General features: G+C 64.3%; 21 protein-coding genes. 14 read left to right on the top strand and 7 right to left on the bottom strand.

Features of this window, described 5'->3' with window-relative positions; genetic code table 11:
- Nucleotides 1–190: 190 nt before the first annotated feature.
- The 8 genes from rpmH (at nucleotide 191) to AC1RMD_RS28005 (ending at nucleotide 6,604) form a co-directional block, all read left to right on the top strand.
- Nucleotides 191–325 (top strand): 50S ribosomal protein L34, encoded by a 135-nt coding sequence (rpmH, locus tag AC1RMD_RS27970; protein ID WP_040378179.1) that lies wholly within the window; start codon nucleotides 191–193, stop codon nucleotides 323–325.
- 35 nt (nucleotides 326–360) lie between these two features.
- Nucleotides 361–801 (top strand): ribonuclease P protein component, encoded by a 441-nt coding sequence (gene rnpA, locus AC1RMD_RS27975; protein ID WP_116994020.1) that lies wholly within the window; start codon nucleotides 361–363, stop codon nucleotides 799–801.
- A complete protein-coding gene (yidD, locus tag AC1RMD_RS27980) occupies nucleotides 798–1,061 on the top strand; it encodes a membrane protein insertion efficiency factor YidD (protein WP_492931552.1) in 264 nt (87 codons plus the stop codon). Before rnpA ends, yidD begins: the two co-directional genes overlap by 4 nt.
- An 11-nt stretch (nucleotides 1,062–1,072) precedes the next feature.
- The gene (yidC, locus tag AC1RMD_RS27985; protein WP_492931554.1) at nucleotides 1,073–2,764 is read left to right on the top strand and encodes a membrane protein insertase YidC; all 1,692 of its coding nucleotides are present in this window, start codon (nucleotides 1,073–1,075) and stop codon (nucleotides 2,762–2,764) included.
- 64 nt (nucleotides 2,765–2,828) lie between these two features.
- Complete coding sequence (mnmE, locus tag AC1RMD_RS27990; RefSeq protein ID WP_492931556.1) at nucleotides 2,829–4,208, top strand: tRNA uridine-5-carboxymethylaminomethyl(34) synthesis GTPase MnmE; 1,380 nt, start codon at nucleotides 2,829–2,831, stop codon at nucleotides 4,206–4,208.
- A 58-nt stretch (nucleotides 4,209–4,266) separates the two neighbouring features.
- Nucleotides 4,267–4,914 carry an AlbA family DNA-binding domain-containing protein gene (locus AC1RMD_RS27995; protein WP_492931558.1) on the top strand — a complete coding sequence of 216 codons (648 nt, stop codon included), beginning with the start codon at nucleotides 4,267–4,269 and terminating at the stop codon, nucleotides 4,912–4,914.
- Entirely contained in the window at nucleotides 4,911–5,903 is a 993-nt protein-coding gene (locus AC1RMD_RS28000; protein WP_492931560.1) for an ATP-binding protein, read from the top strand. Before AC1RMD_RS27995 ends, AC1RMD_RS28000 begins: the two co-directional genes overlap by 4 nt.
- A 35-nt stretch (nucleotides 5,904–5,938) precedes the next feature.
- Nucleotides 5,939–6,604 (top strand): glutathione S-transferase family protein, encoded by a 666-nt coding sequence (locus tag AC1RMD_RS28005; protein ID WP_492931562.1) that lies wholly within the window; start codon nucleotides 5,939–5,941, stop codon nucleotides 6,602–6,604.
- 11 nt (nucleotides 6,605–6,615) lie between these two features.
- On the opposite strand, the gene gcvA is transcribed toward AC1RMD_RS28005, so the two are convergent.
- On the bottom strand, nucleotides 6,616–7,533 hold the full coding sequence (gene gcvA / locus AC1RMD_RS28010; protein ID WP_492931564.1) for a transcriptional regulator GcvA: 918 nt from the start codon (nucleotides 7,531–7,533) through the stop codon (nucleotides 6,616–6,618).
- Nucleotides 7,534–7,633: 100 nt separating this feature from the next.
- Between gcvA and gcvPA the strand changes: the two genes are divergently transcribed.
- From gcvPA to ygjK, 5 genes are all read left to right on the top strand, one after another.
- On the top strand, nucleotides 7,634–9,031 hold the full coding sequence (gene gcvPA / locus AC1RMD_RS28015; RefSeq protein WP_492931566.1) for an aminomethyl-transferring glycine dehydrogenase subunit GcvPA: 1,398 nt from the start codon (nucleotides 7,634–7,636) through the stop codon (nucleotides 9,029–9,031).
- Between the two features lie 5 nt (nucleotides 9,032–9,036).
- Nucleotides 9,037–10,614 (top strand): aminomethyl-transferring glycine dehydrogenase subunit GcvPB, encoded by a 1,578-nt coding sequence (gene gcvPB, locus AC1RMD_RS28020; RefSeq protein ID WP_492931568.1) that lies wholly within the window; start codon nucleotides 9,037–9,039, stop codon nucleotides 10,612–10,614.
- Entirely contained in the window at nucleotides 10,611–11,744 is a 1,134-nt protein-coding gene (locus AC1RMD_RS28025) for an ATP-NAD kinase family protein (protein ID WP_492931570.1), read from the top strand. Before gcvPB ends, AC1RMD_RS28025 begins: the two co-directional genes overlap by 4 nt.
- Before the next feature lie 54 nt (nucleotides 11,745–11,798).
- The gene (locus tag AC1RMD_RS28030; RefSeq protein ID WP_492931572.1) at nucleotides 11,799–14,306 is read left to right on the top strand and encodes a TonB-dependent receptor; all 2,508 of its coding nucleotides are present in this window, start codon (nucleotides 11,799–11,801) and stop codon (nucleotides 14,304–14,306) included.
- A gap of 91 nt (nucleotides 14,307–14,397) precedes the next feature.
- The gene (gene ygjK, locus AC1RMD_RS28035; protein WP_492931574.1) at nucleotides 14,398–16,755 is read left to right on the top strand and encodes an alpha-glucosidase; all 2,358 of its coding nucleotides are present in this window, start codon (nucleotides 14,398–14,400) and stop codon (nucleotides 16,753–16,755) included.
- Here the strand turns inward: ygjK and AC1RMD_RS28040 are convergent.
- From AC1RMD_RS28040 to AC1RMD_RS28055, 4 genes are read right to left on the bottom strand one after another with little or no spacing between them, the layout of a single operon-like run.
- Nucleotides 16,697–18,142, bottom strand: a complete 1,446-nt coding sequence (locus tag AC1RMD_RS28040; RefSeq protein WP_492931576.1) for an amino acid permease — start codon at nucleotides 18,140–18,142, stop codon at nucleotides 16,697–16,699. The genes ygjK and AC1RMD_RS28040 overlap by 59 nt on opposite strands.
- Before the next feature lie 6 nt (nucleotides 18,143–18,148).
- On the bottom strand, nucleotides 18,149–18,604 hold the full coding sequence (locus AC1RMD_RS28045; protein ID WP_492931578.1) for a beta-galactosidase subunit beta: 456 nt from the start codon (nucleotides 18,602–18,604) through the stop codon (nucleotides 18,149–18,151).
- Complete coding sequence (gene ebgA / locus AC1RMD_RS28050) at nucleotides 18,601–21,579, bottom strand: beta-galactosidase subunit alpha (RefSeq protein WP_492931580.1); 2,979 nt, start codon at nucleotides 21,577–21,579, stop codon at nucleotides 18,601–18,603. Before ebgA ends, AC1RMD_RS28045 begins: the two co-directional genes overlap by 4 nt.
- Nucleotides 21,580–21,582: 3 nt before the next feature.
- Nucleotides 21,583–22,362 carry an SDR family NAD(P)-dependent oxidoreductase gene (locus AC1RMD_RS28055; protein WP_492931582.1) on the bottom strand — a complete coding sequence of 260 codons (780 nt, stop codon included), beginning with the start codon at nucleotides 22,360–22,362 and terminating at the stop codon, nucleotides 21,583–21,585.
- Between the two features lie 239 nt (nucleotides 22,363–22,601).
- Between AC1RMD_RS28055 and AC1RMD_RS28060 the strand changes: the two genes are divergently transcribed.
- A complete protein-coding gene (locus tag AC1RMD_RS28060) occupies nucleotides 22,602–24,572 on the top strand; it encodes a S9 family peptidase (RefSeq protein ID WP_492931584.1) in 1,971 nt (656 codons plus the stop codon).
- Between the two features lie 6 nt (nucleotides 24,573–24,578).
- On the opposite strand, the gene AC1RMD_RS28065 is transcribed toward AC1RMD_RS28060, so the two are convergent.
- Nucleotides 24,579–25,514 (bottom strand): SMP-30/gluconolactonase/LRE family protein, encoded by a 936-nt coding sequence (locus tag AC1RMD_RS28065; RefSeq protein ID WP_492931586.1) that lies wholly within the window; start codon nucleotides 25,512–25,514, stop codon nucleotides 24,579–24,581.
- Complete coding sequence (locus tag AC1RMD_RS28070; RefSeq protein ID WP_492931588.1) at nucleotides 25,511–26,500, bottom strand: diguanylate cyclase; 990 nt, start codon at nucleotides 26,498–26,500, stop codon at nucleotides 25,511–25,513. Before AC1RMD_RS28070 ends, AC1RMD_RS28065 begins: the two co-directional genes overlap by 4 nt.
- Nucleotides 26,501–26,561: the final 61 nt, after the last annotated feature.

Here is a 26,561-nt window from a genome sequence, read left to right on the forward strand (position 1 = left end):
GTTCCCCGCCCGTATTCCTAGTTTATTCACATGAACGTCAATATGGAGTAAGCGTGGATTTAGCGGGCGATGAGATGGACCCAGCTTGTGCCGGTAGCGTTGGCATGGGTGCGCGAAGTGTCATTGGCACCAAAAACTGACGGGGCCACAACCCGATTTTGCATTTTTTTCTGCTTTTAGCGAGACCAACATGAAACGTACTTACCAACCTTCCGTTGTACGCCGTAAGCGTACCCACGGCTTCCGCGCTCGTATGGCCACCCGTGGCGGCCGCCAAGTGCTTAACGCACGTCGCGCCAAAGGCCGCAAGCGTCTGGCTGTATAAGCCATCGCTTGTTAGCTGATCGCGTGGAAAGCTGTATTTCAAGCGGCTCGACAGGCGAAGGTTCACACGACTTCGCGCGCGTTCGGCGTATCGTTAAAACGGATGAATTTTCATCCGTTTTTCGTTTGCGCCCTACCCAAAAAAGCGCGCACTTCGTGCTCTACACCCGTCTGAATGAATTGCCGCATGCGCGGCTGGGCGTCGTTGTGGCCAAGCGGTTCGCGCCGCGCGCCGTCACGCGCAACACGATCAAACGCGTGACCCGCGAACTGTTCCGCCAGACCGGCCTGCCGGCGATCGACTGCCTGGTGCGCCTGGCTAAGCCGGTCAACAGCAAGGACGGACCGGCCACCACTGCCAAGCTGAAAGCGGCTTTGCGGGTGGAACTGGCACGTCTGTTCGCGCAGGCCAAGGTGGCCAAGCTGCCGAAACCGGCCTTGCCTTCGACGCCGCCGCCTCCACCTGTGGCATCATGAAAAAACTGCTACGCTTACTGCTGCGTTTTTACCAGCTGGCCATCAGCCCGCTGATGACGCCGAGTTGCCGGTTCCATCCGAGCTGCTCGAACTATGCGCTGGAAGCGTTGCAGGTGCACGGCGCCGCCAAGGGCAGCCTGCTGGCGGCCAAACGCGTGTGCCGCTGCCATCCGTGGAATCCGGGCGGACACGATCCGGTGCCCCCCGCGGACGGCAAAACGAATTCCTCTACGACCGCTTGCGGTTGCAACCACTCCTGACAAATAGCCTAATGGATATCAATAAACGTACCATCCTGTGGATCGTGTTTGCCGTGTCGCTGGTAGTTCTTTGGAACAACTGGATGGTCTCGACAGGCAAGCCTTCCATGTTTGCTCCCGCCCCGGCGCAGACCGCCAAGGCCGCGGAAGCGAAGAAATCCGATCTGCCGGCCGGCACCGCCGCCGCAGGCGCCTCCGCATTGCCGGGCGCGCCCGCAGCGGCCGAGGCGTTCAAGAGTGAGCGCATCACCGTCACCACCGATCTGTTCCGTGTCGACGTCGACACCCTGGGCGGCACCATCAAGCGCCTGGAACTGCTGAAGTTCAAGGACGGCGTGGACACCAGCAAGAACCAGGTGCTGTTCGACGTCGACGCCGGCACCGGCAAGACCTACCTGGCCCAAACCGGCCTGATCGGCGCTGCCGGCCTGCCGAACCACCAGACCGGCTTCGTCGCCAAGCCTGGCCCGCGCATGCTGGGCGACGCCAACCAGGTGCAACTGGTGCTGGAAGCGGAATCGGCCGGCGTCAAGCTGACCAAGACCTACACCTTCAAGCGCGGCGACTACGCGATCGACGTGCGCCACGACGTGACCAACGTCGGCGCCGCCCCGGTCAAGCCTGAGCTGTACCTGCAACTGGTCCACGACGGCAACAAGCCGGCCGGCGAATCCTACTTCAACAGCAGCTACACCGGCCCGACGCTGTACACCGAAGCCGACAAGTATCACAAGCTGCAGTTCGAAACGCTGGAAAAAGAAGCCGTCGCCGCCGCCAAGACCGGCAAGGACGCGCTGCAGGATCACCCGACCAAGGCCGACAACGGCTGGTTCGCGATCTCGCAGCACTTCTTCGTCTCCGCCTTCGTCCCGCAGGACAAGCTGGCGCGCACCATCTTCACCAAGAAAGTGACGACCAACCAGTACGCGATCGGCACCATCCAGCAGCTGGGTACGCTGGCGCCGGGCGCCACCGTGACCAACGAGGCCAAGCTGTACTCCGGCCCGCAGGAAGCGAAGCTGCTGGAAAAAGTCAGCCCTGGCCTGGAGCTGGTCAAGGACTACGGTTTCCTGACCATCATCGCCAAGCCTATCTTCTGGGTCATGGACCAAATCCACCAGGTGCTGGGCAACTGGGGCTGGACCATCATCGCCTTCACCATCCTGATCAAGCTGGCGTTCTTCCCGCTGTCGGCCGCCGGTTACCGCAGCATGGCCAAGGTCAAGCTGGTCACGCCGAAGATGCAGGCGATCCGCGAGCGCTACAAGGGCGATCCGGCCAAGATGAACCAGGCCACCATGGAACTGTACAAGGCCGAGAAGATCAACCCGCTGGGCGGCTGCCTGCCTATCCTGGTGCAGATGCCGGTCTTCATCGCCCTGTACTGGGTGCTGCAGGCGTCGGTTGAAATCCGCGGCGCGCCGTGGATCGGCTGGATCACCAACCTGGCCGCGCCGGACCCATGGTTCATCCTGCCGGTGCTGTACGCGATCTCGATGTACATCACCACCAAGCTGAACCCGGCTCCTGCCGATCCGATGCAGGCGAAGATGATGCTGTTCATGCCGCTGGCGTTCTCGGTCATGTTCTTCTTCTTCCCGTCCGGCCTGGTGCTGTACTGGGTCGTGAACAACGTGCTGTCGATCGGTCAGCAGTACGTCATCTCCAAGAAGTTCGCGCCGCCAGCGGCCGCGAACTCCTGATAGCAAGCTTGTTGCAGAAAAGCCCGTGATAATCGCGGGCTTTTTTTTACTTTACAATTCCCCTATGAATATCGATTCTTCCCCCATCGCCGCCATCGCCACCGCACCCGGACGCGGCGGCATCGGCGTGGTACGCGCCTCCGGCAAGAACCTGCAAGCGCTGATCGCCGCGCTGTTTGGTACCACCGCCTTGCAGCCGCGCCACGCCACCTACATCCCGTTCAAGCAGGCCGACGGCGCGCTGATCGACCAGGGCATCGCCATCTGGTTCAAGGGGCCGCACTCCTACACCGGGGAAGACGTGCTGGAACTGCAAGGCCACGGCGGCCCCATCGTGCTGCAACTGCTGCTGGCGCGGGTGCTGGAAGCGGGCGCCGAGCTGGGCCTGCGGCTGGCCGAGCCGGGCGAATTCACCCGCCGCGCCTACCTCAACGACAAGCTCGACCTGGCGCAGGCCGAGGCCGTGGCCGATCTGATCGACGCCTCCACCGAAGCGGCGGCCAAGTCGGCGTCGCAATCGCTGTCGGGCGCGTTCTCGAAGACGGTCAACGCGCTGGTGGACGGCGTGACCGGGCTGCGCATGCTGGTCGAAGCCACGCTCGACTTCCCGGAAGAGGAAATCGACTTCCTGGAAAAATCCGACGCGCGCGGCCAGCTGGCCGGCATCGTCGCCGCGCTGGAGCTGGTGTTCAAGCAGGCGTCGCAAGGCGCGCTGCTGCGCGAGGGCTTGAACGTGGTGCTGGTCGGCCAGCCCAACGTCGGCAAGTCGTCGCTGCTGAACGCGCTGGCGGGCACGGACGTGGCCATCGTCACGCCGATCGCCGGCACCACGCGCGACAAGGTCACCGAGACGATCCAGATTGAAGGCATACCTCTAAACATCATCGACACCGCCGGCATCCGCGCGATCGACGACGGCGTGGACGTGGTCGAGCGCATCGGCATCGAGCGCACCTGGGGCGAGGTCGGCAAGGCCGACGTCATCCTGCACCTGCTGGACGCCGACCACGGCCCGTCGCGCGCGGACGAAGGCATCGTCGCCGCCTTCCCGCCTGGCGTGCCGGTGCTGCGGATCTGGAACAAGATCGATTTGTCGGGCCACAAGCCGGGCGTCGATCCGATGGAGGATGCGACGCATGTGTACCTGTCGGCGCACGAGCACATCGGCATCGACCTGCTGCGCGCCGAGTTGCTGCGCATCGCCGGCTGGCAGCAGACCGGCGAATCGCTGTACCTGGCGCGCGAACGCCATCTGATCGCGCTGAAGAACGCCGGCGCCCATCTGGAGCGCGCCGGCGAGCACGCGGCGCAGAACGATCAGTCGCTGGACCTGTTCGCAGAAGAGCTGCGGCTGGCGCAGGTGCAGCTGTCCAGCATCACCGGCGCGTTCTCGTCGGATGATTTGCTGGGGGTGATCTTCTCCCGGTTCTGTATCGGCAAGTGACCTCCTGCTCGCTCCGCGCGGTTCGACTCTGTATAAATTCAAAGAAGAGATGACAAGCATGATGGATTGGTCGGTCGAGGATTTGTGGCAACAATTGCTGGAATTGGATGAGCATCCAAGAATTGAGGCGAAGCGTGCTCAGTCGATTGGCGATTCGGTGATGGAGACTGTCTGTGCATTCGCCAACGAGCCTGGCTTGGGCGGTGGTTGGCTACTGCTCGGTGTCTGCGAACAGGACGCGGAGCACAATGGATATTGGTTACATGGCTTGGACAATCCAGATACATTGATTGGCGCTCTGAGTAGTAATTGTCGTGAACAATTTGATAACCCGATTCCGGTGCACAGCAAACACGCCCGCATCGATGGCAAACTGATCGTTGCAGTATTTGTTCCTGAGTTGCAGCCGGCTGCGAAGCCCTGTGGTTTTGTCGGGAAATTCGGCACGAAAGTAAAAAAGAAGACCGGTGTTTGGCGCCGTGGTATCAACGGTGACTATGAGTGTACGCAACAGGATCTCGCGCCGCTGCTGCTTGCTAAGGCGGGCGTGAGTTTTGAACAAACGTTACTTGATACTGCCGAATGGAACGACCTTGATCCGGCGGCTATTGAGCTATATCGGCAACTGCGTGGCAAGGTCAAACCGCATGCCGAAGAATTGCAGTCAAGTGACGAAGAAATGTTGTATTACGGGAAGCGGTGGTGAATGCGCTGATGCATCGCGACTATCAGGTCAATGAGGCGACTTTGGTGGTTCGATACAGCAATCGTCTTGAAATACGCAATGCGGGGTATTCGCTCAAGCCAGAAGATCAACTTGGGGAGATGGGTTCGCGCTTACGTAATCCAGCCATTGCCGCTGTTTTATATGACCTTCAGTTTGCGGAAACCAAGGGCTCGGGAATTCGTACCATGCGACGCTTGCTGGAGACGGCAGGCTTAACCGCCCCGGTCTTTGCGTCTGACCGTAGCGGAAATTTTTTCGCCGCGAGTTATTTATTACATCAGCTGATGGGCGAGCGGCAGCTTGCTTGGTTGCAACAATTCACGGGGCTGCAATTAAGTGACAATGAGGCCAAGGCTCTGGTGCTCGCTCATGAGACTGGTGCGATCGACAACGCCGCTTTACGTGCGGTGACAGGACTTGATACCTTGGGGGCGAGTCAAATTCTTCGTCGATTGACTGTCACACATAGGTTACTCGAAAAGGGGAGCGCCGGATCATCGACGCACTATACACTTGCTGCTTCGCTCGCTGGAGCAAGGATAGAGGGAGATTTATTTGCGAGTCACTTCGACGCAAATACGCATAACCTCGATTCAAATGCGAGTAACCTCGATGGAAATACGAATGACTTCGGCGCCAATGCGAGTGACCAGGATAGCAACGTCGATCAATTGCCATCATCGTTAGCAGATGAAATAGCCTTGCTGACAAGCAAGGCGCGCAAGGACAAACTCTGGCCTGTTTTACTCAAATTATGTGAGCTACGCCCTTTCTCTGCGGATCAGATGGCGGACGTCTTAAGGCGCAGCAACTCTTCCTCGTTAAAGGCTAACCATTTGAAACCTATGCGGGATGAGGGGCTGATTACTTATGTGCATCCGGAGGTGATCAATCATCCGGATCAAGCTTATGTGATCACAGAGGCAGGGTTGCAGCGGCTGCATGCGCTATCAACCAAGCTGCAATAATCCAGGTCCCGATTCTTCACGCACGAAGGCCCCTTATGATCCTCTACCACAGCATCGCCGCGCGTTCCTTCCGTCCATTGTGGATGTTGGAGGAATTGGGGCTGACATATGAGTTGCGCATGATGGCTTTCCCGCCGCGCGTGCACCACAAGTCCTACCTCGACATCAATCCCTGCGGCACAGTGCCGGCCTTCTTCGACGGCGATATGCGGATGACGGAATCGGTGGCGATATGCCAGTACCTGGCCGAGCGTCATCCGTCTGCAAGGTTGAACGTCGCACTGGACGAAGCGGACTACGGCGCGTGGTTGAACTACCTGCACTTCGGCGAAGCCACGCTGACCTTCCCACAAACGCTGGTGCTGCGCTACAGCCGCTTCGAATCGCCGGAGCGCTTGCAGCCGCAGGTGGTGGAGGATTATTCGCGCTGGTTTTTGTCGCGCTTGAAAACGCTGACGCCGCGCCTGGAGCAGAACGAGTTCCTGTGTGCCGGCCGCTTCACGGCGGCCGATGTCTCGGTCGGCTACGCGCTGCTGTTGGCCGAGCAGCTTGGATTGCACACATCCTTCACGCCGGCAGTGGCCGCCTATTGGCAGCGGCTGCGCCAGCGTCCCGCCTTCCAGCGCGCGCAGGCCGCCGAGCAGGCTGCCGCATCGGCGCAGGGCGTGTCGTCGCGGCCCGCAACAGAACTGCCGGCGTAGTAGCGCACGAGCTAGCGGTCAGCTTCCTGCTCCCGCGCCTCGTCACGCAAAAAATCCGAAAACCACGTCAGCGCCTCCTGCTCGGTACGGGTAGGGCGCCAGCACATGTAGTAGGCGCCTTGCGTGGATAGCGTCTGGCTGAACGGGCTGACCAGGGTGCCGCGCCGCAGGTCGTCGCGGATCAGTGCCATGCGGCCCAGCGCGATGCCCTGGCCGTTCAGCGCCGCCTGCATCAGCGCATTGCTGTCGTCGATCAGCGGCCCGCGCAGCGCCAGCGACGGCGCCAAACCCGCCTGCTCGAACCAGCGCTCCCAGTCGTCGCAGCTGTCCTCGTGCAGCAGCGTGTAATGCGCCAGATCGGACGGCTCCAGCAACGGCGGGCCGTCCTTCAACATCGCCGGTGAACACACCGGCAGCAGCTCGGTGCCGAACAGGCGTTCGCACTCCACGCCCGGCCACTTGCCGTCGCCCCAGCGTATCGCCAGGTCGATGCTGTCGCGCCCCAGGTCCGTATGCATCACCGTGTGCACCAGCCGCACCTCAAGCTGGCTATGCGCCGCCAGAAAACGATCCAGCCGATGCACCAGCCAGCGCGAGCTGAAGGCAGGCGTCACCGCCACCGTCAGCCGCTTGCGCGCGCGTCCCTCCCCCTGCGCCAATTGCGCCAGCACACGGTCGATGCGGCCGAAGGCGTCCACCAGGCTGCGTTGCAAAATCGCCCCCTCGCCGGTCAATGTGATGGCCCGCGTCATGCGCTTGAACAGCTTGATTTGCAGCGCGTCTTCCAGCGTCTTGATCTGGTGGCTGACCGCCGCCTGCGAGATGCACAACTCGTCGGCGGCACGGGTAAAACTCATGTGCCGCGCCGTGACTTCAAACGTTTTCAACTGCCGTAACAGACTGGAAGAATGAACCAAGGCGTTCTCCATGCATGAATTTTTCTAATGTATCGCATGCATACTGATCATTTGTCAATGTTATTTCGCTCCTACAAGATGGGGTATCCGCCCTCGATCAACAGGAAATGACATGGAACCTGGTAAGCCCTTCATCCACCCCTACATCCCCAACTCGGTCCCCGCCGTGCGTGACGCCATGTTGCGCGCCGTGGGCGCCACCAGCACCGAAGACTTCTTCGCCGACATCCCCGCCGCCCTGCGCATGCAGGCGCCGCTGGCGATCGCCGCGCCGCACCTGTCCGAGGCGCGCCTCAAGCGCCACGTGGACGGCCTGCTGCGCAAGAACAGCCACTGCGCCGGGCAGCTCAGCTTCCTGGGCGGCGGCTGCTACCAGCACCACGTGCCGGCCGTCTGCGACGAGATCAACGGCCGCAGCGAGTTCGCCACCGCCTACGCCGGCGAACCGTATGACGACCATGGCCGCTTCCAGTCGCTGTTCGAATACTGCAGCATGATGGGCGCGCTGCTGGAGATGGACGTGGTCAACGTGCCGGTCTACGACGGCATGCAGGCCGCCGCCACCGCCGTGCGCATGGCAGGCCGCCACACCGGCCGCCGCCGCGTCGTCGTGGCCGGCCACGTCAACCCGGACAAGCTGTCCATGATGAACACCTACGGCCGCGCCGATCTCGATTTCATCAGCGCGCCGTTCGATCCGAAAACCGGCCTGCTCGACCTGGCCACCGTGAAGCAGCTGCTCGATAAAGACACCGCCGCGCTGTACGTCGACATCCCATCCTTCCTCGGCACCATCGATGACGGCGCCGCGCTGGCTGCCGCCGCGCGTGCGGTGGGTGCGTTGTTCGTGGTCGGCGTCGATCCGGTGTCGCTGGGCGTGCTGGCGCCGCCGTCCAACTACGGCGCCGACATCGTCTGCGGCGACATCCAGCCGCTCGGCATGCACATGAACTACGGCGGCGGCCAGGGCGGCTTCATCGCCAGCCACGACGATCCCGCCATCGTCATGCAGTACCCATCGCGGCTGTTCGGCATCGTGCCGACCAGCGTGCCCGGCGAGTACGGCTTCGGCGACGTCGCCTACAGCCGCACCTCGTTCGACAAGCGCGAGAACGGCAATGAGTTCGTCGGCACCGCCGCCGCGCTGTGGGGTATCACGGCCGGCGTCTATCTCGCGCTGATGGGGCCACAAGGCATGACCGAACTGGCCACCGGCATCGCCCAGCGCACCGCCTACGCCAGGCAGCGCATGGCGCGCTTGCCCGGCGTGCGCGTCACGCACGCGGACAGCTGCCATTTCCGCGAGTTCGTCGTCAACTTCGACGGCACCGGCCTGCCGGTGGCCGCCGTCAACGCCGCCTTGCTGCAGCTGGGCGTGTTCGGCGGCCATGACCTGAGCGCCGCCTTCCCCGCGCTGGGGCAGTCGGCCCTGTACGCCTTTTCCGAAGTCCACACGCAGGAAGACATCGACCTGCTGTGCGCAACGCTAGAGAAAGTCCTCACCCAATGAACGCCATGGATAACATCGCCCACCACCGCAAACAGCAGATGCGCCGCTACCACCAGGCGCGCTGGGACGAACCCGTCATCTTTGAACTGAGCCAGCCCGGCGAACGCGGCATCCTGGTGCCGGAAGTGGAGCCGGACATCGTGCGCGCCGCCGGCCAGCCGCTGGCCGGACTGCCCGCCAGCATGCTGCGCCAGACCGCGCCGGCGCTGCCGGAGATGTCGCAGAACCGCGTGCTGCGCCACTACCTGCGCCTGTCGCAGGAGACGCTGGGCGCGGACCTCAACGTGGACGTGGGGCAGGGCACCTGCACCATGAAGTACAACCCGAAGATCAACGACCAGCTGGCGCGCCAGCCCGGCATGGCGGAGCTGCATCCGCGCCAGGCCGACAGCACCGTGCAAGGCATGCTGGAGGTAATGGACAAGCTGGAAGGCGTACTACGCGAAGTGTCCGGCATGGATGCCGTATCGTTGCAGGCGCGCGGCGGATCGCAAGCCATTTTCGCCAACATGGCGATGGTGCGCGCCTGGCACGAGAGCCGTGGCGAAGCGGGCCGGCGCGATGAAGTCATCACCACCATCTTTTCGCACCCGTCGGATGCCGCCTGCGCCAAGCTGGCCGGCTACAAGGTCATCACGCTCTACCCGGACGCCAACGGCTACCCGGACCTGGCGGCGCTGAAGGCGGCCGTGTCGCCGCGCACGGCGGCGCTGGTCATCACCAATCCTGAGGACACCGGCATCTTCAACGGCCGCATCCGCGAATTCGTCGACGTGGTGCACGCGGCCGGAGGCTTGTGCGTGTACGACCAGGCCAACGCCAACGGCCTGCTGGGCATCGCCCGCGCGCGCGAGGCGGGTTTCGACCTGTGCCACTTCAACCTGCACAAGACCTTCGCCACGCCGCATGCCTGCGGCGGTCCGGCGGTCGGCGCGGTGTGCTGCACGGCGGCGCTGGCGCCGTTCCTGCCCGGCCCCCTGGTGCGGCACAAGGACGGCCGCTACACCCTGGTGGACGGCGCGGTGCAATCGATCGGCAAGATCAGCAGCTTCACCGGCACCGCCTCCATCATGCTGCGCGCCTATGCGTGGATCATGAACCTGGGCGCCGAGGGCTTGCGCACCGTGTCCGAGATCGCGGTCCTGAACAACAACTACATGATGCACGAGCTGCTGAAGATCGACGGCATGTCCGCGCCCTACGCGGCAGGCAAGCGCCGCATCGAGCAGGTGCGCTACAGCTGGGCGGGCCTGACCGAGGCCACCGGCGTGACGTCGGAAGAAATCGGCCTGCGCGCCGCCGACTTCGGCGTGCATTACTGGACCAGCCACCATCCGTATGTGGTGCCGGAGCCGGCCACCATCGAGCCGACCGAATCCTACTCGCGCGCCGACCTCGATGAATTCATCGGCGTGATGCGCCACATCGCTGGCGAGGCGCACAGCGATCCGGACCTGGTCAAGACCGCGCCGCACAACTGTCCGGTGCACCGCGTGCAGGGCGAGATGCTGGACGATCCGGAACGTTGGTCCATCACCTGGCGCGCCTATCAACGCAAGCTGGACGAGCGCGGATTGGTATGAAGATCGGGCTGGTGGTCAATCCCTGGGCCGGCATCGGCGGTCCGGCGGGGCTGAAAGGCTCGGACGGCGCCGACAGCGTGCAGGCCGCGCTGGCGGCCGGCGTCCTGCCGCAAGTCGGCGCGCGCCTGGCCGCCATGTTCGGGGCCTGCGGCTGCGCGGCGCAGGCGGTCAGCTGGTACACGGCCGATGGCCACATGGGCCTGCACGCTTTGCACGCGGCGGGTTTGCAGGCCAGTGCCGTGGTGCCGGTTGCGTCCCCGTCGCAGGCGGTGGATACGCGCCGCGCCAGTTGCATCCTGGCCGGCATGGGGATAGACCTGCTGCTGTTCGCCGGCGGCGACGGCACCGCGCGCGATGTGCTGGATGGCCTGCGCGACGCCGGCGTAGTGGCCACCCTGCCGGTGCTGGGCGTGCCGGCCGGCGTGAAGATGCAGTCGGCGGTATTCGCCAACCATCCAACCGCAGCAGGGTTGCTGCTGCGCCAGTTGCAGCAGAACGGCCTGGCCATCTGCAGCGACGCCGAAGTGATGGACCTCGACGAAGACGCGCTGCGGCGCAACCAGATCGTGCCGCGCCTGTACGGCTACCTGCAACTGCCAATGGCGCCATCGCTGACGCAGGGCGGCAAGTCGCGCCATGCCAGCGGCAGCGGCGCGCAGCGCATGGCCATCGCCCGCAGCTTTGCGGAAGGCATGCAGGAGCGTTCGCTGTACCTGATCGGTCCCGGCTCGACCACGCAGGTCTTGCTGTCGCTGCTGGGTGTGGACGGCACCCTGCTGGGTGTGGACGCGGTACTGGGCGACGGCACGCTGCTGGCGCGCGACGCCTCGCGCCGCGAGCTGGAAGACCTGGCCGACAGCTGGCAGTCGGTCCTGCACCTGGTGCTGTCGCCGATCGGCGGACAAGGACTGGTGCTGGGACGCGGCAACCAACAGATCTCACCGCGCCTGCTGCGCGCGGCCGGCAAGCGCGGGCTGCATGTGCTGGCGCCGCAGGACAAGCTGATGTCGCTGCACGGCGGCGTGCTGCGCATCGACAGCGGCGACGCGGAACTTGACGCGCAATTCAATGGGTATTTGCCGGTGACGACCGGCTACCGGGAGCAGACCATGTGGCCGGTCTCGGTGTAGCGGCAGTAAAAGAGCAAAGCAGCAAACATAACGATAACTATCTGGAGACTCCAAATGATACAAAGAACCGGGTTGACCCTTTCGGTCGCCACCCTGGCCCAGCTGGCGGCCATGCACGGCGCGCAGGCGCAAACAGCGCCCGATGCGGGCGCCACCGACAAGGGGGCGCCCATTCAGGAGGTGGTCGTCACCGGCACCACCGCCAGGAATCGCACCAAGCTGGAATCCTCGGTCGCCATTACCACCGTGGACCTGGCCAAGCTGGAGAAGCTCGCGCCGCATAGCCTGGCCGATTCGCTGCAACAGGTTCCCGGCCTGTGGGTGGAAGCGTCCGGCGGCGAAGTGTCGAACAACGTCTCCCCGCGCGGCTTGAGCGGCGGCGCCGCGTTCCAGTTCATCAGCCTTCAGGAAGACGGCCTGCCGGTGATCTACGACGGCGAACTGGTGGACGTGCTGATGCGCGAGGACGTCACCATCAAGCGCTTCGAGGCGATCCGTGGCGGCACCTCGGCCATCCTGTCCACCAACGGCCCGGCGGCCATCGTCAACTTCATCAGCCAGAAGGGCACGCAAACGCCGCAGGGCGAGGCCAAGGTCACCATCGGCGACTACGGCATGGTGCGTACCGAGGGCGTGTATTCGGGCCCGATCAACGACGACTGGACCTATGCGATCGGCGGCTACTACCGCGAAGGCAAGGGTGTGCGCCCGATCGGCATCACCGCCGACCATGGCGGCCAGCTGCGCGCGAACCTGACGCGCAAGCTTGAACGCGGCGAGCTGACGCTGTCGGCCAAGTACGTCAACGACCACAACACCTTCTACCTGCCGATCCCGTTGACCAATCCCGGCAACCCGACCGGCGTGCCGGGCGTGAATCCGCACTACGGATCGCTGGACGGCCCGGACGTGGCGCGCATCAGCAACCAGACCAGCAATGGTCCCGTGACCACCGACCTCAATACCGGCTTCCACGTGCTGGCCAAGGTGATCGGCGCGGACCTGCAGCATGAACTGGGCGGCGACTGGTCGTTCCGCAACAACGCGCGCTACACCCGTTACGACGTGTCGCCGCAGTCGGTGTTCAATGGCCCGAACAGCTATCTGGTCCGCGCCAGCAACCGGCTCGATCCGGCGCAGTCCAGCGACGTCGCCGCGCTGCTCAAGCGTTTCGGCGGCACCGCCAAGCTGGCCTACGCCGGCACCGGTCAGCTGATCAACGACCCGTCCACCCTGAACGGCAACGGCTTCACCACCGACGCCGTGGCCGAGACGCGCTTCCGCTCACTGGGCCACTTCATCGACAAGCTGTCGGTGACGAACGAGAACGACAAGAACAGCTTCACCGCCGGCATCCTGTTCGCCGCGCAAAAGCTGTATGACGATTCCGACTACGGCGCCCGCATCATCACCGACGTGCGCGACCAACCGAGCCGGCTCGATATCGTCGCCGTCGATGGCAACAACAAGATCCTCGGCTACCTGTCGGACAAGGGCGTGCTGCGTAACAGCTACTTCTACGAACGCCACAAAGGCGATATGAAGTCGATGTCCTACTTCGTCAACGACGAGTGGAAGGTCAGTAGCAAGCTGCGCCTCGACGCCGGCGTGCGCTACGAAGTGGCGCGCTACGACGTGCAGGACGAAGGCGTGCTGGCGGCAGGCGACGATCTGCCGGGCGACAACCTGACCGAAGGCGCGATCATCCCCGGCGCCTTCAATGCGGACGGCACCGACAAGGACAACATCATCGCCAACAACTACATGCGCCGCGCCGGCACCGGCGTGTGGACCCGCAAGCAGAAGACGATCAAGGAAGCCTCGTACACGGCGGGCTTCAACTACGCCTTCAACGACCACGTCGCGACGTATGGACGTTACGCCAGCGGCACCAACATGCCGACCCTGTACAGTGGCGACAGCTTCGTCGACGGCGCCAGCCGGCTCAGTTTCACCGAGGCGGGCGTGCGCTACATCTCGCCGTTCTGGACCACGTCGGCCACGGTGTTCCGCACCAAGTTCGACAACCTGTCCTTCGGCGAAACCAACCAGGCCACGGGCGACTTCCGCCAGGTGTTCGTCAAGACGCTGTCGACCGGCATTGAGCTGGAGGGCGTCATCAATCCGTTCAAGCAGTTCTCGCTGGAGTACGTGGCGACCTTGCAGAAGGCCACCATCAACGGCATCGATCCGGGCGCTGAAGAGGCCAGGCAAAACGGCAACCAGGTGATGCGCACACCGAACACGCAGGTGCGACTGATCCCGACGCTGCATTTCGGCTTCGGCGATGTGTTCCTGGTCTACAGCCATGTCGGCAAACGCTTCGCCGATTTTGAAAACGCGCTGGCGCTGCCTGCCTACCATGTGATCGACATGGGCGCCGAGATCAAGATCGACAAAAAGTGGAAGCTGAACCTGAAAGTGAACAACGTGAGCAACTCGATCGGCCTGACCGAGGGCAATCCACGCAGCGGCTTTAACCAAAGCTCGAACGGCAGTCTGTTCTACGCGCGGCCTATCCTGGGGCGCAACGCCACGGCCTCGCTGTCCTATCGTTTCTGATCTATCGCTTCTGATGCACCGGGGCCGGGCGCCTTAAACGCCCGGCCTCATCGTGTTACCCTTCCTGACAACTCGTTCTCATTCCCCGCCTATGTCCTCATCTGTTCGCAACCTGCTGCTGATTGCGGCATGCACCGCCGCCTGGGCCGCGCACGCGCAATCGCCCTCCATCAACCGATACGGAACCCCGACCGCCGCGCGCGATTTCGACGCCGAGCAAAACCAGCGCTTCAATCCCATGTTCGACGCCGGCAGCTGGCACGGCTACCTGCTGCCCGATGCACCGGCGCTGGCCGGCGCCTTCAGCGGCCCGCTGGTGATCGCCGAGGAGTACAGCCTCTTTATCGCCTCCGCGCTGGAGCGGCTGGACCTGGCCGATCGCCGCTCCGGCCGCAACTTCCGGCCGGAGCAGGCCCGCTGGACCAGCTCCGCGCGCCCCGGTGTGTTGAGTCAGCGGCTGGTGTGGCCGGGCTTGCAGCTGGACGTGGATCTGCATTTCGTCAGTTCCAGTAGCGCGTTGGTGCGCTACCGTTTGCGCAACACGTCCGCCAAAGCGCTGTCGCTGAAGGCGCACTGGCAGGGCGACCTGATGGCGCAATGGGGCAAGGATGGTTCGGTGGCCGCGCACCAGCCGGCGTGGAAGCCGCAGCTGGTGCAGGATGCCGGCGGTATCAGCATCACCTTCGGCAAGGTGCGCGATGCCGGCAACGTGATGACCAGCGGCCGCTCGCGCTACCGCATCGAGCGCAGTGTGCGCGCGCGGGACAGCGTGAGCAGCCAGCACTACGACAGCAACGCCGACTTGCCGCTGCTGGCCGCCGGCCGGCAGCAAACGATCTATAGCGCCTACAGCTACCAGCTGGACGACACGGATGCTGCCGCTGCACATGCGGCCTCGTTGCTGTCCAGCCCCGCGCGCGCCGAGCAGGCGATTGCGGCGAACGAGCGCCGTTGGGCCGCGTGGCAAGCCAAGCTTCCCGCATCCACCCTCGGCACCAAGGCGTTGGAAACCCTGATCGGCAACTGGCGCGCGCCGCGTGGCGCCTTCCGCCATGATGCAATGGTGCCGTCCACCACGGCGCGCTGGTTCAACGGCGCCTGGACCTGGGACACATGGAAGCAGGCCTACGCGCTTGCGGCCATCGATCCCGCGCTGGCCGCGAACACGGTCCGCTCGCTGTTCGACTACCAGATACAGGCCAGCGATGCGGTGCGTCCCCAGGATGAGGGCATGGTGCCCGACAACGTCTTCTACAACCTGGACGCCGCGCGCGGCGGTGACGGCGACAACTGGAACGAGCGCGATACCAAACCACCGCTTGCCGCTTGGACGGTGTGGGAAATCTACCGCCAGTCCCGCGACCGCGCCTGGCTGCAAGAGATGCTACCCAAGTTGGAGGCCTACCATCGCTGGTGGTATCGCAACCGCGACCACGATCACAACGGCCTGGCCGAATACGGCGCAACCGTGCACCCGCTGCACAACGACGACGCTGGCCAATTGCGTTTCCGTGTCAAACCACTGTCGCCGGCGCCGCTCGACGGCTGCGGAGCGGAACAGGAAGGCATGCGCGATTGCCTCGGCCTGGCCGCCTACAGCCGCATCGTCGATACCGGACAGTACGCGGCCATCGAGCTGCCGGTGCAACAGGCCGCCGGCTACGAATCGGGCATGGACAACGCGGCGCGCTTCGGCTTCATCGAGTCAGCCGCCTTGCAGCGCTATGCCGACAAGGTCCATGGCGGCGATCTGGCCGCCGCGCGGCGCGACTGGCAGGTACGCGTGGTCGAGAACCGCGACAGCCAAGACAAGCTGCTGGGCTACTCCATCGACCAGGAATCGGTCGACCTGAACGCCTTCCTCTATCGCGAAAAGCTGATCCTGGCGGACATCGCGCGGGAGCTGGGCGACCAGGCCGCCGCGCGCACGTGGCGCGAGCAGGCGGTGCATCTGCGTGGGCTGATCAACACCAGCTTTTTCGATCCCGCCAGCGGCTTTTACTATGACCGCAAACTCGGCGGCACGCCGCTGGCCATGCGCGGACGCGGCCCCGAAGGCTGGACCGCGCTATGGGCCGGCGCCGCCGAACAGCGGCAGGCCGACGCGGTGATTGAGAAGATGCTCGACCCGGCCGAATTCGGCACACCCATCCCTATGCCGACGGCGGCCGTCTCCAATCCATCCTACGATCCGGAGATCTACTGGCGCGGCAGGGTATGGCTGGACCAGGTCTATTTCGGCGCGGCCGGCCTGCGCAACTACGGCCACGCCGCTGAAGCTGACGCCATCGCCAAGCGCTTCACGACTGGCGCGGAAGGCCTGCAAGGCGACGCGCCGATCCGGGAGAACTATCACCCCATCACCGGCCGCATGCAAGGCGCGACGAACTTCAGCTGGAGCGCCGCACACCTGCTGATGCTGGCGCGGGATGCAAAACCCCGGAAGTAATCGCAAGGCCGCGCTCATACAGGCGGTACTTCCACAACGCCCAACCCAGGAACAGGACCACGCCGCCCACGTTGTAACCCAGCGTGAGCAGCAGGTTCTGGCCGGCCGGGAAAATCGCGGCGATGAAGGCAATGCCAAAGAACGCCAGCAGCACGCTGGTGATCGCCAATCCTACGCGGCGCGATCCCATGCGGAAGTCGCGCGGCAGATGGTCCAGCCGCAGACGCAGGTGGAAGTAGGCGGCCATGATGATCAGCGGCGGCAGCAACGCGGTGGCCGCCGTCATGTTGATCACCACATTGAGCAGCTGGTTCACATTGGACGACCCCAGCGCAGGGATCACCAGCAGCGGCACCACCACGCAAAACTGTATCCACGCGGCGCGCTCCGGCATGTCATGACGGTTCAGGGCGATGGCGCGCTCGCCGAAGATTCCTTTCGGGATCTCCGAGAACAGCGCCTTGACCGGCGCGGCGGTCCACACCATCAGCGTGCCGAAGGAGCCGAGCAGCATTACCGCGCCGACCAAACGGTTCAGCAGCATCGGCGATACCTGATGGTGCGCGCCCAGCGCGCCGAACACCTGGAACACGCCGGAGGTGTAGCTCAACTTGGAAGCGGGCACGTACAGGTTCAGCACCAGCGCCGACACCGAATACAGCACGCCGATCAACAGGCCCGCGAAAACGATGGTGCGCACAAAGGTCCTGGCGCCGCCCCGCACGTCGTTCAAAAACACGCCCACCGATTCGGCGCCGCCGGCGGCAAACAGTATCCACGCCATCACGCCCATGAAACCCCAACTGAACGTCGGCGTCATCGCGGCGGCGGTGATAGGCGCGGCGGGCACCACGCCGCCCATCCAGTCTGCCAGGCTCAAGCCCACGAAGCCGAACGCCATCAACAACACCAGGGAGCTGCCGATGGACGTCACGCGGCCTACCCACGTCGCGCCCTTGGTGGAGACCCAGGTGGCAAAGGCAAACAGCACGATCGACAACAACACCGTCACCAGCGACGAGAACTGGTACTCGTAGCCGAGCCATGCATACGACGAATACACCAGGATATTGGGCAGCACCGACGTGAAGTAAAACAGGTTCACGAACCAGTAGCAGTAAGCGCCGACGAAGGCCCATTTGTCGCCCATCGACGAGCGTATCCACTGGTAGATGCCGGACTTGGCGTCCTTGTTCAAGCTGACGAATTCCGCGATGATCAGCACATAGGGAATGAAGAAGGTGGCCGTCGCGAAGAGGAAGGACGGCACCGCCACCATGCCGATGGCGATATTGCTATTGACGACATTGCGGATGTTGAAGATCGCCGCCACCGCCATCGACAGCAGCATGAAGCGGCCGATTTGCGCGTTACTCGAAATAGCCATGTCCACTCACTTATTGTGAAAAGTCGCACCTTCTATCGTCACCATCAGCACTATTTTGCGCAGATGATCGGAGCCCAGCGGCCGGTAGGCGTAGTCGTTGTCGAAGATGAGCAGCTGACCGGGACTGGCGGTGTGGCGATGGGCGGCATCGCCGCTGAAGGTCTCGCGGTCGGTTTCGTCGCTGTAGGGCGCAAGGCCGGCCAGCGACGGCTTGGCCGCATACGCGATGGTCTCGCTGCCGGACAGGTAGTAGTGCATCTCGACGTAGCGGCGGTTGCCGGTGAGGCTGGGCGCTGCGGCGGCAGGGCCGTCCACCAGCCGGTAGACCAGCGAATCGCCGATGGAATGGCACACGCCGGGCTTCAGCGCTGGCAGGTTGGCGATGGCCTCGAAGCAGCGTTGCCACTTGCGGGCGGAGTGGTAGCGCTGGCGGAATTCGTCCACGCTGTTCAGGATAATCACAGGCTGTCCTCCCCATTCAGCGGCGACAGGTCCACGCTGTAGCTGAACGCTTCCAGATAGACGCGGTACGAATCGAGCACCTCGGAACCCCAGGAGTTGGAACCGAGCCCGCTCATTCTGTGATCGAGATTGACGGTCCAGAAGTCTTCTTCACGCAGTTCGTTGTCATGCCGCGTGACGGCGATCTGCCCGGCGCTGTAGGGCCATACGCTGAAGTGGATGCCTTGCGGCGCCTGGATGAGCAGGCCCTTGCCCTGGCTGTCGCGCATCGATGCCCACGTGACGTCCTGGCGGTTGCCGTTGTCCTGCGGCTTGGGATAGTGCTCGAACATGTCGGCAGCGCTGCTGCGGTAACGGTCGATGATGCTGCATGCCTTGCTGTCCGGGTAGTTCTCGCCCGGGCCACGGCCGAAGTATGCAACCTGGTCCAGTTGGCGGTTCAGTCCCAGCGTCATGCCGATCTTGGGGATCATGTCGCGGAAGCCACCGTAGGGCGTGCCGGACAAGGTTAGCCGCAGCTTTCCCGAGCCGTCGACGTGATAGTGGTAGCGGCATCGCATGCCGTAGCCGAGCACCGGTGGCGCGATCTGGCAATCGACGATGATTTCCACCGCCGTATCGCCGCGTTTGATTTCCATGCCGCGCAGATGCTCCTGCATGATGTTCAGGTGCTGCGGCAGCCACAGGGCTTCGTTCTCCTGCTTGTGGTTGTCGATGCAGGGTTTGTAGAACGTCAGCTGCGGCGGGCGGGCGAGCATGGGTGATCCACGTGCCACCCATTCCTTGAGCTTCCCGGTGAGTTTGCAGAACACCATGTGGAAGTCATGGCCTTCGATGCGGTATTCAAGGCGATGCTCGGTGAGCTTGGGCGCGGCGGAAGCGGCGGGCCGTGTGGCAGGCGAGGGCGTGGACGGCAGCGCGAACTGGTACACCGCCAGCTCGTGCTGCGGCGCGCTGTAGGCGGTGGCCTGGTCGCGGACCACGCGTACGTTCAGATAGCGCCGGCCGCTGCCCGATGGCGGCTCGGGGATGCGGATCTCCTGCTTCTGGCCCGGCGGCAGCGGCGCCAGCGGCACGCGTTGCAATCGGAGCGACTCGCCATCGGCCTTGGTTTCGATCAGCAGCGTGAGGCAATCGAGGCTGCTGAACCAGTAGCGGTTCTCCACTTCCAGCCGGCCGGCGGCGGCGTCGATGGCGCGCACCTTCACCGGCGCGATCACCTGCTTGTATTCGCGCAGGCCGGGGCCGGGGCGCTGGTCCGGGTAGACCAGGCCATCGCAGCAGAAGTTGCCGCTGTTCGGATAGTCGCCGTAGTCGCCGCCGAAGGCGTAGAACGGCCGTCCCGCCACCTCCGGTTGTAGTATCGCGTGGTCGCACCACTCCCACAGGTAGTGGCCTTGCAGGTGCGGATGGCGGTCCATCACGGCCTGGTATTCGCTCAGGCCTCCCGGCCCGTTGCCCATCGCGTGCGCGTACTCGCACAGGATGCGTGGCTTGTCCATCGGGTACTCGCCGAAGGCATTCATCATCTGCACGCGCGAGTACATGGTGCTGACCACGTCGCACACCTCGGCGTCGCGGTCTTCCTCGTAGTGGATCAGGCGTGTCGGATCGATCTGGCGGCAGCGCGCGGCCATCGCGCGGATATTGCAGCCGTAGCCGGACTCGTTCCCCAGCGACCAGATGATGATGGACGGATGATTCTTCTGCGCGTGTACATGGCGCTCGATGCGGTCGACGAAGGCGGCTTTCCACGCCAGATCGTCGGTGATCTGACTGAGGTTGCCGACGTTGACGAAGCCGTGCGTTTCCACGTCCGTCTCGGCCATCACGAACAGGCCATACTGGTCGCACAGTTCGTAGAAGCGCGGATCGTTGGGATAGTGCGCGGTGCGCACCGAGTTGATGTTGTGCTGCTTCATCAACACGATGTCCTGCTCCACGCGCGCCATCGTCACGGCGCGGCCGCGCAAGTGGTCGTTGTCGTGGCGGTTCACGCCGTGCAGTTTCAGATAGCGGCCGTTCACGTACATCAGGCCATCCTGCACGCTCACTTCGCGGAAGCCGACGCGCAGCGGCACCACTTCCAGCAGCTCGTCGTCGGCGTCGTACAGGGAGATTTCGAGGCGGTACAGATAGGGATCTTCGGCGTTCCACTGGCGCGGGGACGGCACGTCCACCTCCCATGCCAGCGCCTGGCCGCTGCCTTGCTGCAACGGGCGCATGCCGTCGTACAGCGCCCAGTCGATCCGGTAGCCGTCCTGCGCCGACACGGTCAGCGCGCAGGACAGGCGCGCATCGCGGCAGGCGTCGTCGAAGCGGGTCTGCACGCAGACGTCCTGCACGTGGATGGCGCCTTTGCCTATCAGGTAGACGTCGCGAAAAATGCCGGCGGTCCACCACATGTCCTGGTCTTCGAGGTAGCTGGAATCGGCCCATTGCAGCACGCCCACGCTGAGCAGGTTTTCGCCCTCCACCAGCAGCGCGGTGATGTCGAATTCGGCCGCCAGCCGGCTGCCCTTGCTCATGCCGGCGTAGCGGCCGTTGACGTGGATCTCGAAGTAGGTCTCGACGCCGTCGAAGCGCAGGATCACGCTCTGGCCGCGCCACTCCGGGCCCAGCGTCCAGCGGCACTGGTAGGCGCCGGTCGGGTTGGCCGACGGGACGTAGGGCGGGTCGACCGGGAAGGGCATGCCGTCGTCGGTGTACTGCAACTGGCCGTGGCCTTGCAACTGCCACATGCCGGGTACTTCGATGCTGCCCCAGTGCGCCATGTATTCGCTGTTGAACTGCGTCGGCACCTGCAGCGGGTGGCCGAAGAAGGCGAAGCGCCACTGCCCGCTCAACGACAGGAAGCGGCGGCTGCGCTCACGCTCGAAGCTGCGCGCCGATTCGGCGTCCTCGTAGGCAAAGAAGTAGGCGTGCGGAGGCAGCCGGTGCTCCTCCAGCAGCTGGGGGTTCTCCCACTTGTTCACGGTTTATGCCGATCCGGCCAGGCCGCCGCCGTCCACCACCAGCGCGTCGCCGGTCACGAAGGAAGCGCGATCCGATGCGAGGAACAGCACCGCCTGCGCGATCTCGCGCGGTTGGCCCACGCGCATCAGCGGCCGTCCCGCACCCGCCGTCACCAGCGCGGTTTCCTCAAGCCCCAGCTGCTGCGCTTCGTTGCGCAGCATCGGTGTGTCGGTGTCGCCGGGGCAGACGCAGTTGACGCGGATGTTTTGCGGGCCGTGGTCCACCGCCATGGCCTTGGTCAGTATCACCACCGCGCCCTTGGAGGCGCAATAGGACACGGCGTCCTTGCCGCCCACCAGGCCCCAGCCGGAAGCGGTGTTGATGATGCTGCCGCCGCCTTGCTGCTGCATCACCGGCACCGCGTGTTTGCACATCAGGAAAATCGATTTGACGTTGACCGCCATGACCTGGTCCCATTCCTGCTCGGTGGTGTCGATCACGTTGGCGCGGCGGGTGATGCCGGCGTTGTTGAACAGGACGTCGAGCCGGCCGTAGCGCGACACCGCCGCCGCCACCGCCGCCGCACAATCGGCGGCCATGGCGACGTCGGTGCGGATGAAGGAGGCGCGCGCGCCGGCCTCGATCAGCGCCGCCACCGTCAGTTCGCCCGCCGCGCCGTCGCGGTCGGCGATCAGCACGGTGGCGCCTTCGCGCGCAAACAATTCCGCCGTGGCGCGGCCGATGCCGGACGCGCCCCCCGTGATCAACGCCACTTTGCCTGCCAGTTCGCCTTGCTGATGCATGTGCTGTCTCCATTTTATGGGTTATGCGCTATGTTGCCCTTTTTTTGCCCAGGTTGACAAATGAATACTCTGCATGGCATGCATAACTCCAGCTAATGCATTAAACACCGTTGCGTCGTCGCGCAGGCATGCATGGAGTTGATGGATGCGACAGCCTGAAACAATTGCTCTTGTGATAAAAGTTGCTTTGAAGGATACTTTGCGCGCTGTCTTTGATTCTTAACCTTACAGAGGACCCCATGTCAAAAACACTGCCCGTACTGCGCTTGTTGCTGTTATCGATGCTGAGCGCTTCCGCGCTGGCCGACGATGCCGTCCTGGCGCCGCCCGCCGCGCTGGTGATGGAAAACGTGCCGCCGGTGCCTGCCGCGCTGGCCGGCCAGCTGACCAAGTACACCGAGTTCAAGCCGACCAGCTTTACCGACTGGCATCCGACCAGGCAGGAAATGCTGGTGGTGCGGCGCCACAAGAACACGCCGCAGATCTACCGCGTGGCCAAGCCCGGCGCTCCGCTGGAGTTGCTGACCGACTATGCGGAACCGGTGCGCGGCGCCAGCTTCCAGCCCAAGCATGGCAAGTTCTTCCTGTTCATCAAGGATAGCGGCGGCAATGAAGTGTTCCGCGCCTACCGCCGCGACGTCGCTGGCGGCGAGGCCGTGCCGTTCACCCCGGACGGCCAGCGCGTGCAGGACCTGGTGTGGAGCAGCAGCGGCAAGCAGGTGTTGTATGTGACGGTGCCGGTTGGCCGCGCCGGATCGGCCGACAAGATCAATTCCACCATTGCCATCGTCGATCCGCTGAAGCCGGACGGGGCGCGCACGCTGACCGAGCTGGCCGGCGGCGGCTGGGGTGGTTTCCAGTTCTCGCCCGACGACAAGCAAGTGGTCTACGGCGAATATGTGTCGGCCAACGAAAGCTATCTGTGGCTGATGGACCTGGCCACCGGCAAGACGCGCCGCATCACCGGCAAGAACGGCGACGAGGTGGTGTCCTATTCCGCCACGCTGTTCAGCAAGGACGGCAAGGGCCTGTATGTCGTCACCGACTCCGGCAGCGAATTCAAGCGTCTGGCGTATATCGACCTGAAGACCATGAAGTCCACCGTGCTCACCGCGGATATTCCATGGGACATCAGCGGTGTCGCGCTGTCGGAGGACAACAAGCTGATCGCGTTTGTCGCCAATGAAGACGGCACCAGCGTGCTGCGGGTGATGCGCAGCGCCGACCACCAGCTGCTGCCCGCGTTCAAGCTGCCGAAGGGCACCATCGCCAACTTCGAGTGGCACAAGGACAGCCGCAACCTGGCGGTGGCGCTCACCTCGGCCACCAGCCCGTCGGAGGTGTACGCGGTCGACGTCAAGACCAACGCGGTCACGCGCTGGACCGAGCATGAGAAGATGGACATCGACAACAGCAAGTTCGCCGAGCCGACCATCGCGCGCTGGAAATCGTTCGACGGCAAGGCCATCTCCGGCTTCCTGTACCGTGCGCCGGCGGCCAGGTTCCCCGGCAAGCGGCCGGTGCTGATCAACATCCACGGCGGACCGGAAGGCCAGTTCCAGCCCGGCTTCATGGGCCGCAGCAACTACTACACCGACGAGATGGGCATCAGCATCATCTATCCGAACGTGCGCGGCTCGGATGGCTATGGCAAGACCTTCCTCAAGCTGGACAACGGCATGCGGCGCGAGGACTCGGTCAAGGATATCGGCGCTTTGCTGGACTGGATCGCCACCCAGCCGGACCTGGACGCGTCGCGCGTGGCGGTGATGGGCGGCAGCTACGGCGGCTATATGTCGCTGGCGGTGTCGACCAACTACGCCGACCGCATCAAGGCGTCGGTCGACATCGTCGGCATCTCCAACTTCGTCACCTTCCTGGAGAAGACCGAATCCTACCGCCGCGACCTGCGCCGGGTAGAGTACGGCGACGAGCGCGATCCGGACATGCGCAAGTACATGGAGCAGATCGCGCCGCTCAACAACGCGGCCAAGATCAAGCAGCCGCTGTTCGTGGTGCAGGGCAAGAACGATCCGCGCGTGCCTTACCAGGAAGCCGACCAGATCGTCGCCACCGTCAAGCAGAACGGCACGCCGGTCTGGTACATGATGGCCAACGACGAGGGCCACGGCTTCAACAAGAAGGCCAACGCGGACTATCAGTTCTACTCCACCATCAACTTCCTGAACCGGCACCTGCTGGCGCAGTAAGCCGCCTTAGTACGGCGAACCGGTGACGTCCAGGTCCAGGGACCAGATGGCGCCGGCGCCGGTGATGTAGAGCGTCTTGCCACTAACGCCGCCGAAAGCGGCGTTAGTCACGTTGGCGTCCACCTTGATGGTGGCGATCTGCTTGCCCTGGGGCGTGAACACGCGCAGGCGCTGGTCGGTATGCTCGGTGACGTAGATGTTGCCGTGGCAATCGACCGCCATGCCGTCCGGGATGCCCAGCCTGGCGACCAGGTCGTGTCCCTTCTGCGGCTTGCCGTTGACGATGGCGTAGGACCGCAGCACGCCGTGGTCGCCCACCATGCCGTTCACATACAGCACGTCGCCGTTGGGCGACAGCGATACGCCGTTGGGATTGACCAGGGTGTCTTCCACCACCGTCACGCCGCCGTCCACCGCCACGCGGTAGACGCGGGTCTGGTCCTGTCCGCCCGGCGCGGCATCGCGCTGGAAAGCCGGATCGCTGAAGTACAGCGTGCCGTCCCTGGTCATCGCCATGTCGTTGGGCGAATTGAACACATTGCCACGGTACTGGCCGGCCACCACGCTGCGCTTGCCGTGCAGCGTGTAGCGCGACACGCTCTTGTACTTGTGGGTGGCGGCCAGGATGTTGCCGTCGTTGTCCACCGCCAGGCCGTTGCTGCCGCTGTCCTCGATCACCGTGCTGACCTGGCCCGCCGCGTCGAGCTTGCGGATGCGCGAAGGGAAGCCGGGACCGAAGGTGAAGTCGGAAAAATACAGCGCGTCCTTGATCCAGACCGGGCCTTCGTACAGGCCGGGTTCCTTGCTGGTGGCGTTGGCGGCGACGACGCGCTGCGCCACCAGAGTGCCCGCGGGCGCCTTGCCGGTGCAGGACGCGGCCTGCGAGGAGGGCGCCGTGGCACAGACGGCGATGACGACGATCGCGATGGTATTGCGCATCATGCCGCCTGCTCGGTGGGATTGTGGACGATCACGCAGTCGCGGCCGGCGCGCTTGGCGGCGTACAGGCAGGCGTCGGCGGCGGCCAGCAGGGGGGCCGCGTCGCACAAGCGGTCCTTGTCGTAGGTGGCCACGCCGATGCTCATCGTCACGTGCGGACGGTTGGCGGCCGGCGCGTGCGTGATTTCCAGCGCGGCGATGCGGGCGCGGATCGTCTCGGCGTGCCGGGCCGCCTGTTCCGGGCCGGTGTCCGGCAGCACGGCGGCGAACTCCTCGCCGCCGTAGCGCGCGGCCAGGTCGGCCGGGCGTTGCAGCATGGCGGCGAACGCTTCCGCCACCAGGGTCAGGCAGGCGTCGCCCTGCTGGTGGCCGAAGTGGTCGTTATAGGCCTTGAAGGAATCGATGTCCATCAGCAGCAGCGACAGCTGGCCGTTGTTGCGCTGCGCCCGCCGCAGCTCGCGGTCCAGCGCGACGTCGAAGTGGCGGCGGTTGGCGATGCCGGTCAATCCATCCACATACGATTGCGCGCGCAGCGCCTCGGCCTGGCCGCGCAGCTGGCGCTCGCGGCCGACGGTGGTGCTGATGTCGCTCACTTCGATCAGGCAAAAGCGTTCCTTGCCTTCCGTGAAGGGCGTGATCGACACCGCTTGCTCGACCCGTTCGCCGCCCCAGGTGCCGCTCGGGTACAGCGGGAAGGGCGAGCGGTTCAGCGCCGGCGACAGTTGCTGCGGCAGGTTGCTGTGCAGCGCGCTGTGCAGCGCCTGCTCCAGCCGCTGGCCGCGCAGTTCGGGAAACTGCTCGAACAGCTCGCTGCCCTGCACGCGCTGGGCGGACAGGCCGGAGTGGCTGGCCAGCCACTGGTTCCACATGACGATGCGGCCGCCGGCGTCGAGCACCATCAGTCCCAGGTTGGCCAGGCCGAGCACGCGCCCGGACAGGTGGGCGTGGCTGCCGGCGGCAGGCGGGGTGACGGTGGTGTTTGCTTGCATGCGCTGTTTTCCTGGCGTGACCGTGTAGTGGCTGTGGCGTGACCACGCGATTATAAGCGCA

Source organism: Duganella sp. GW822-FHT06D06 (assembly GCF_058799615.1).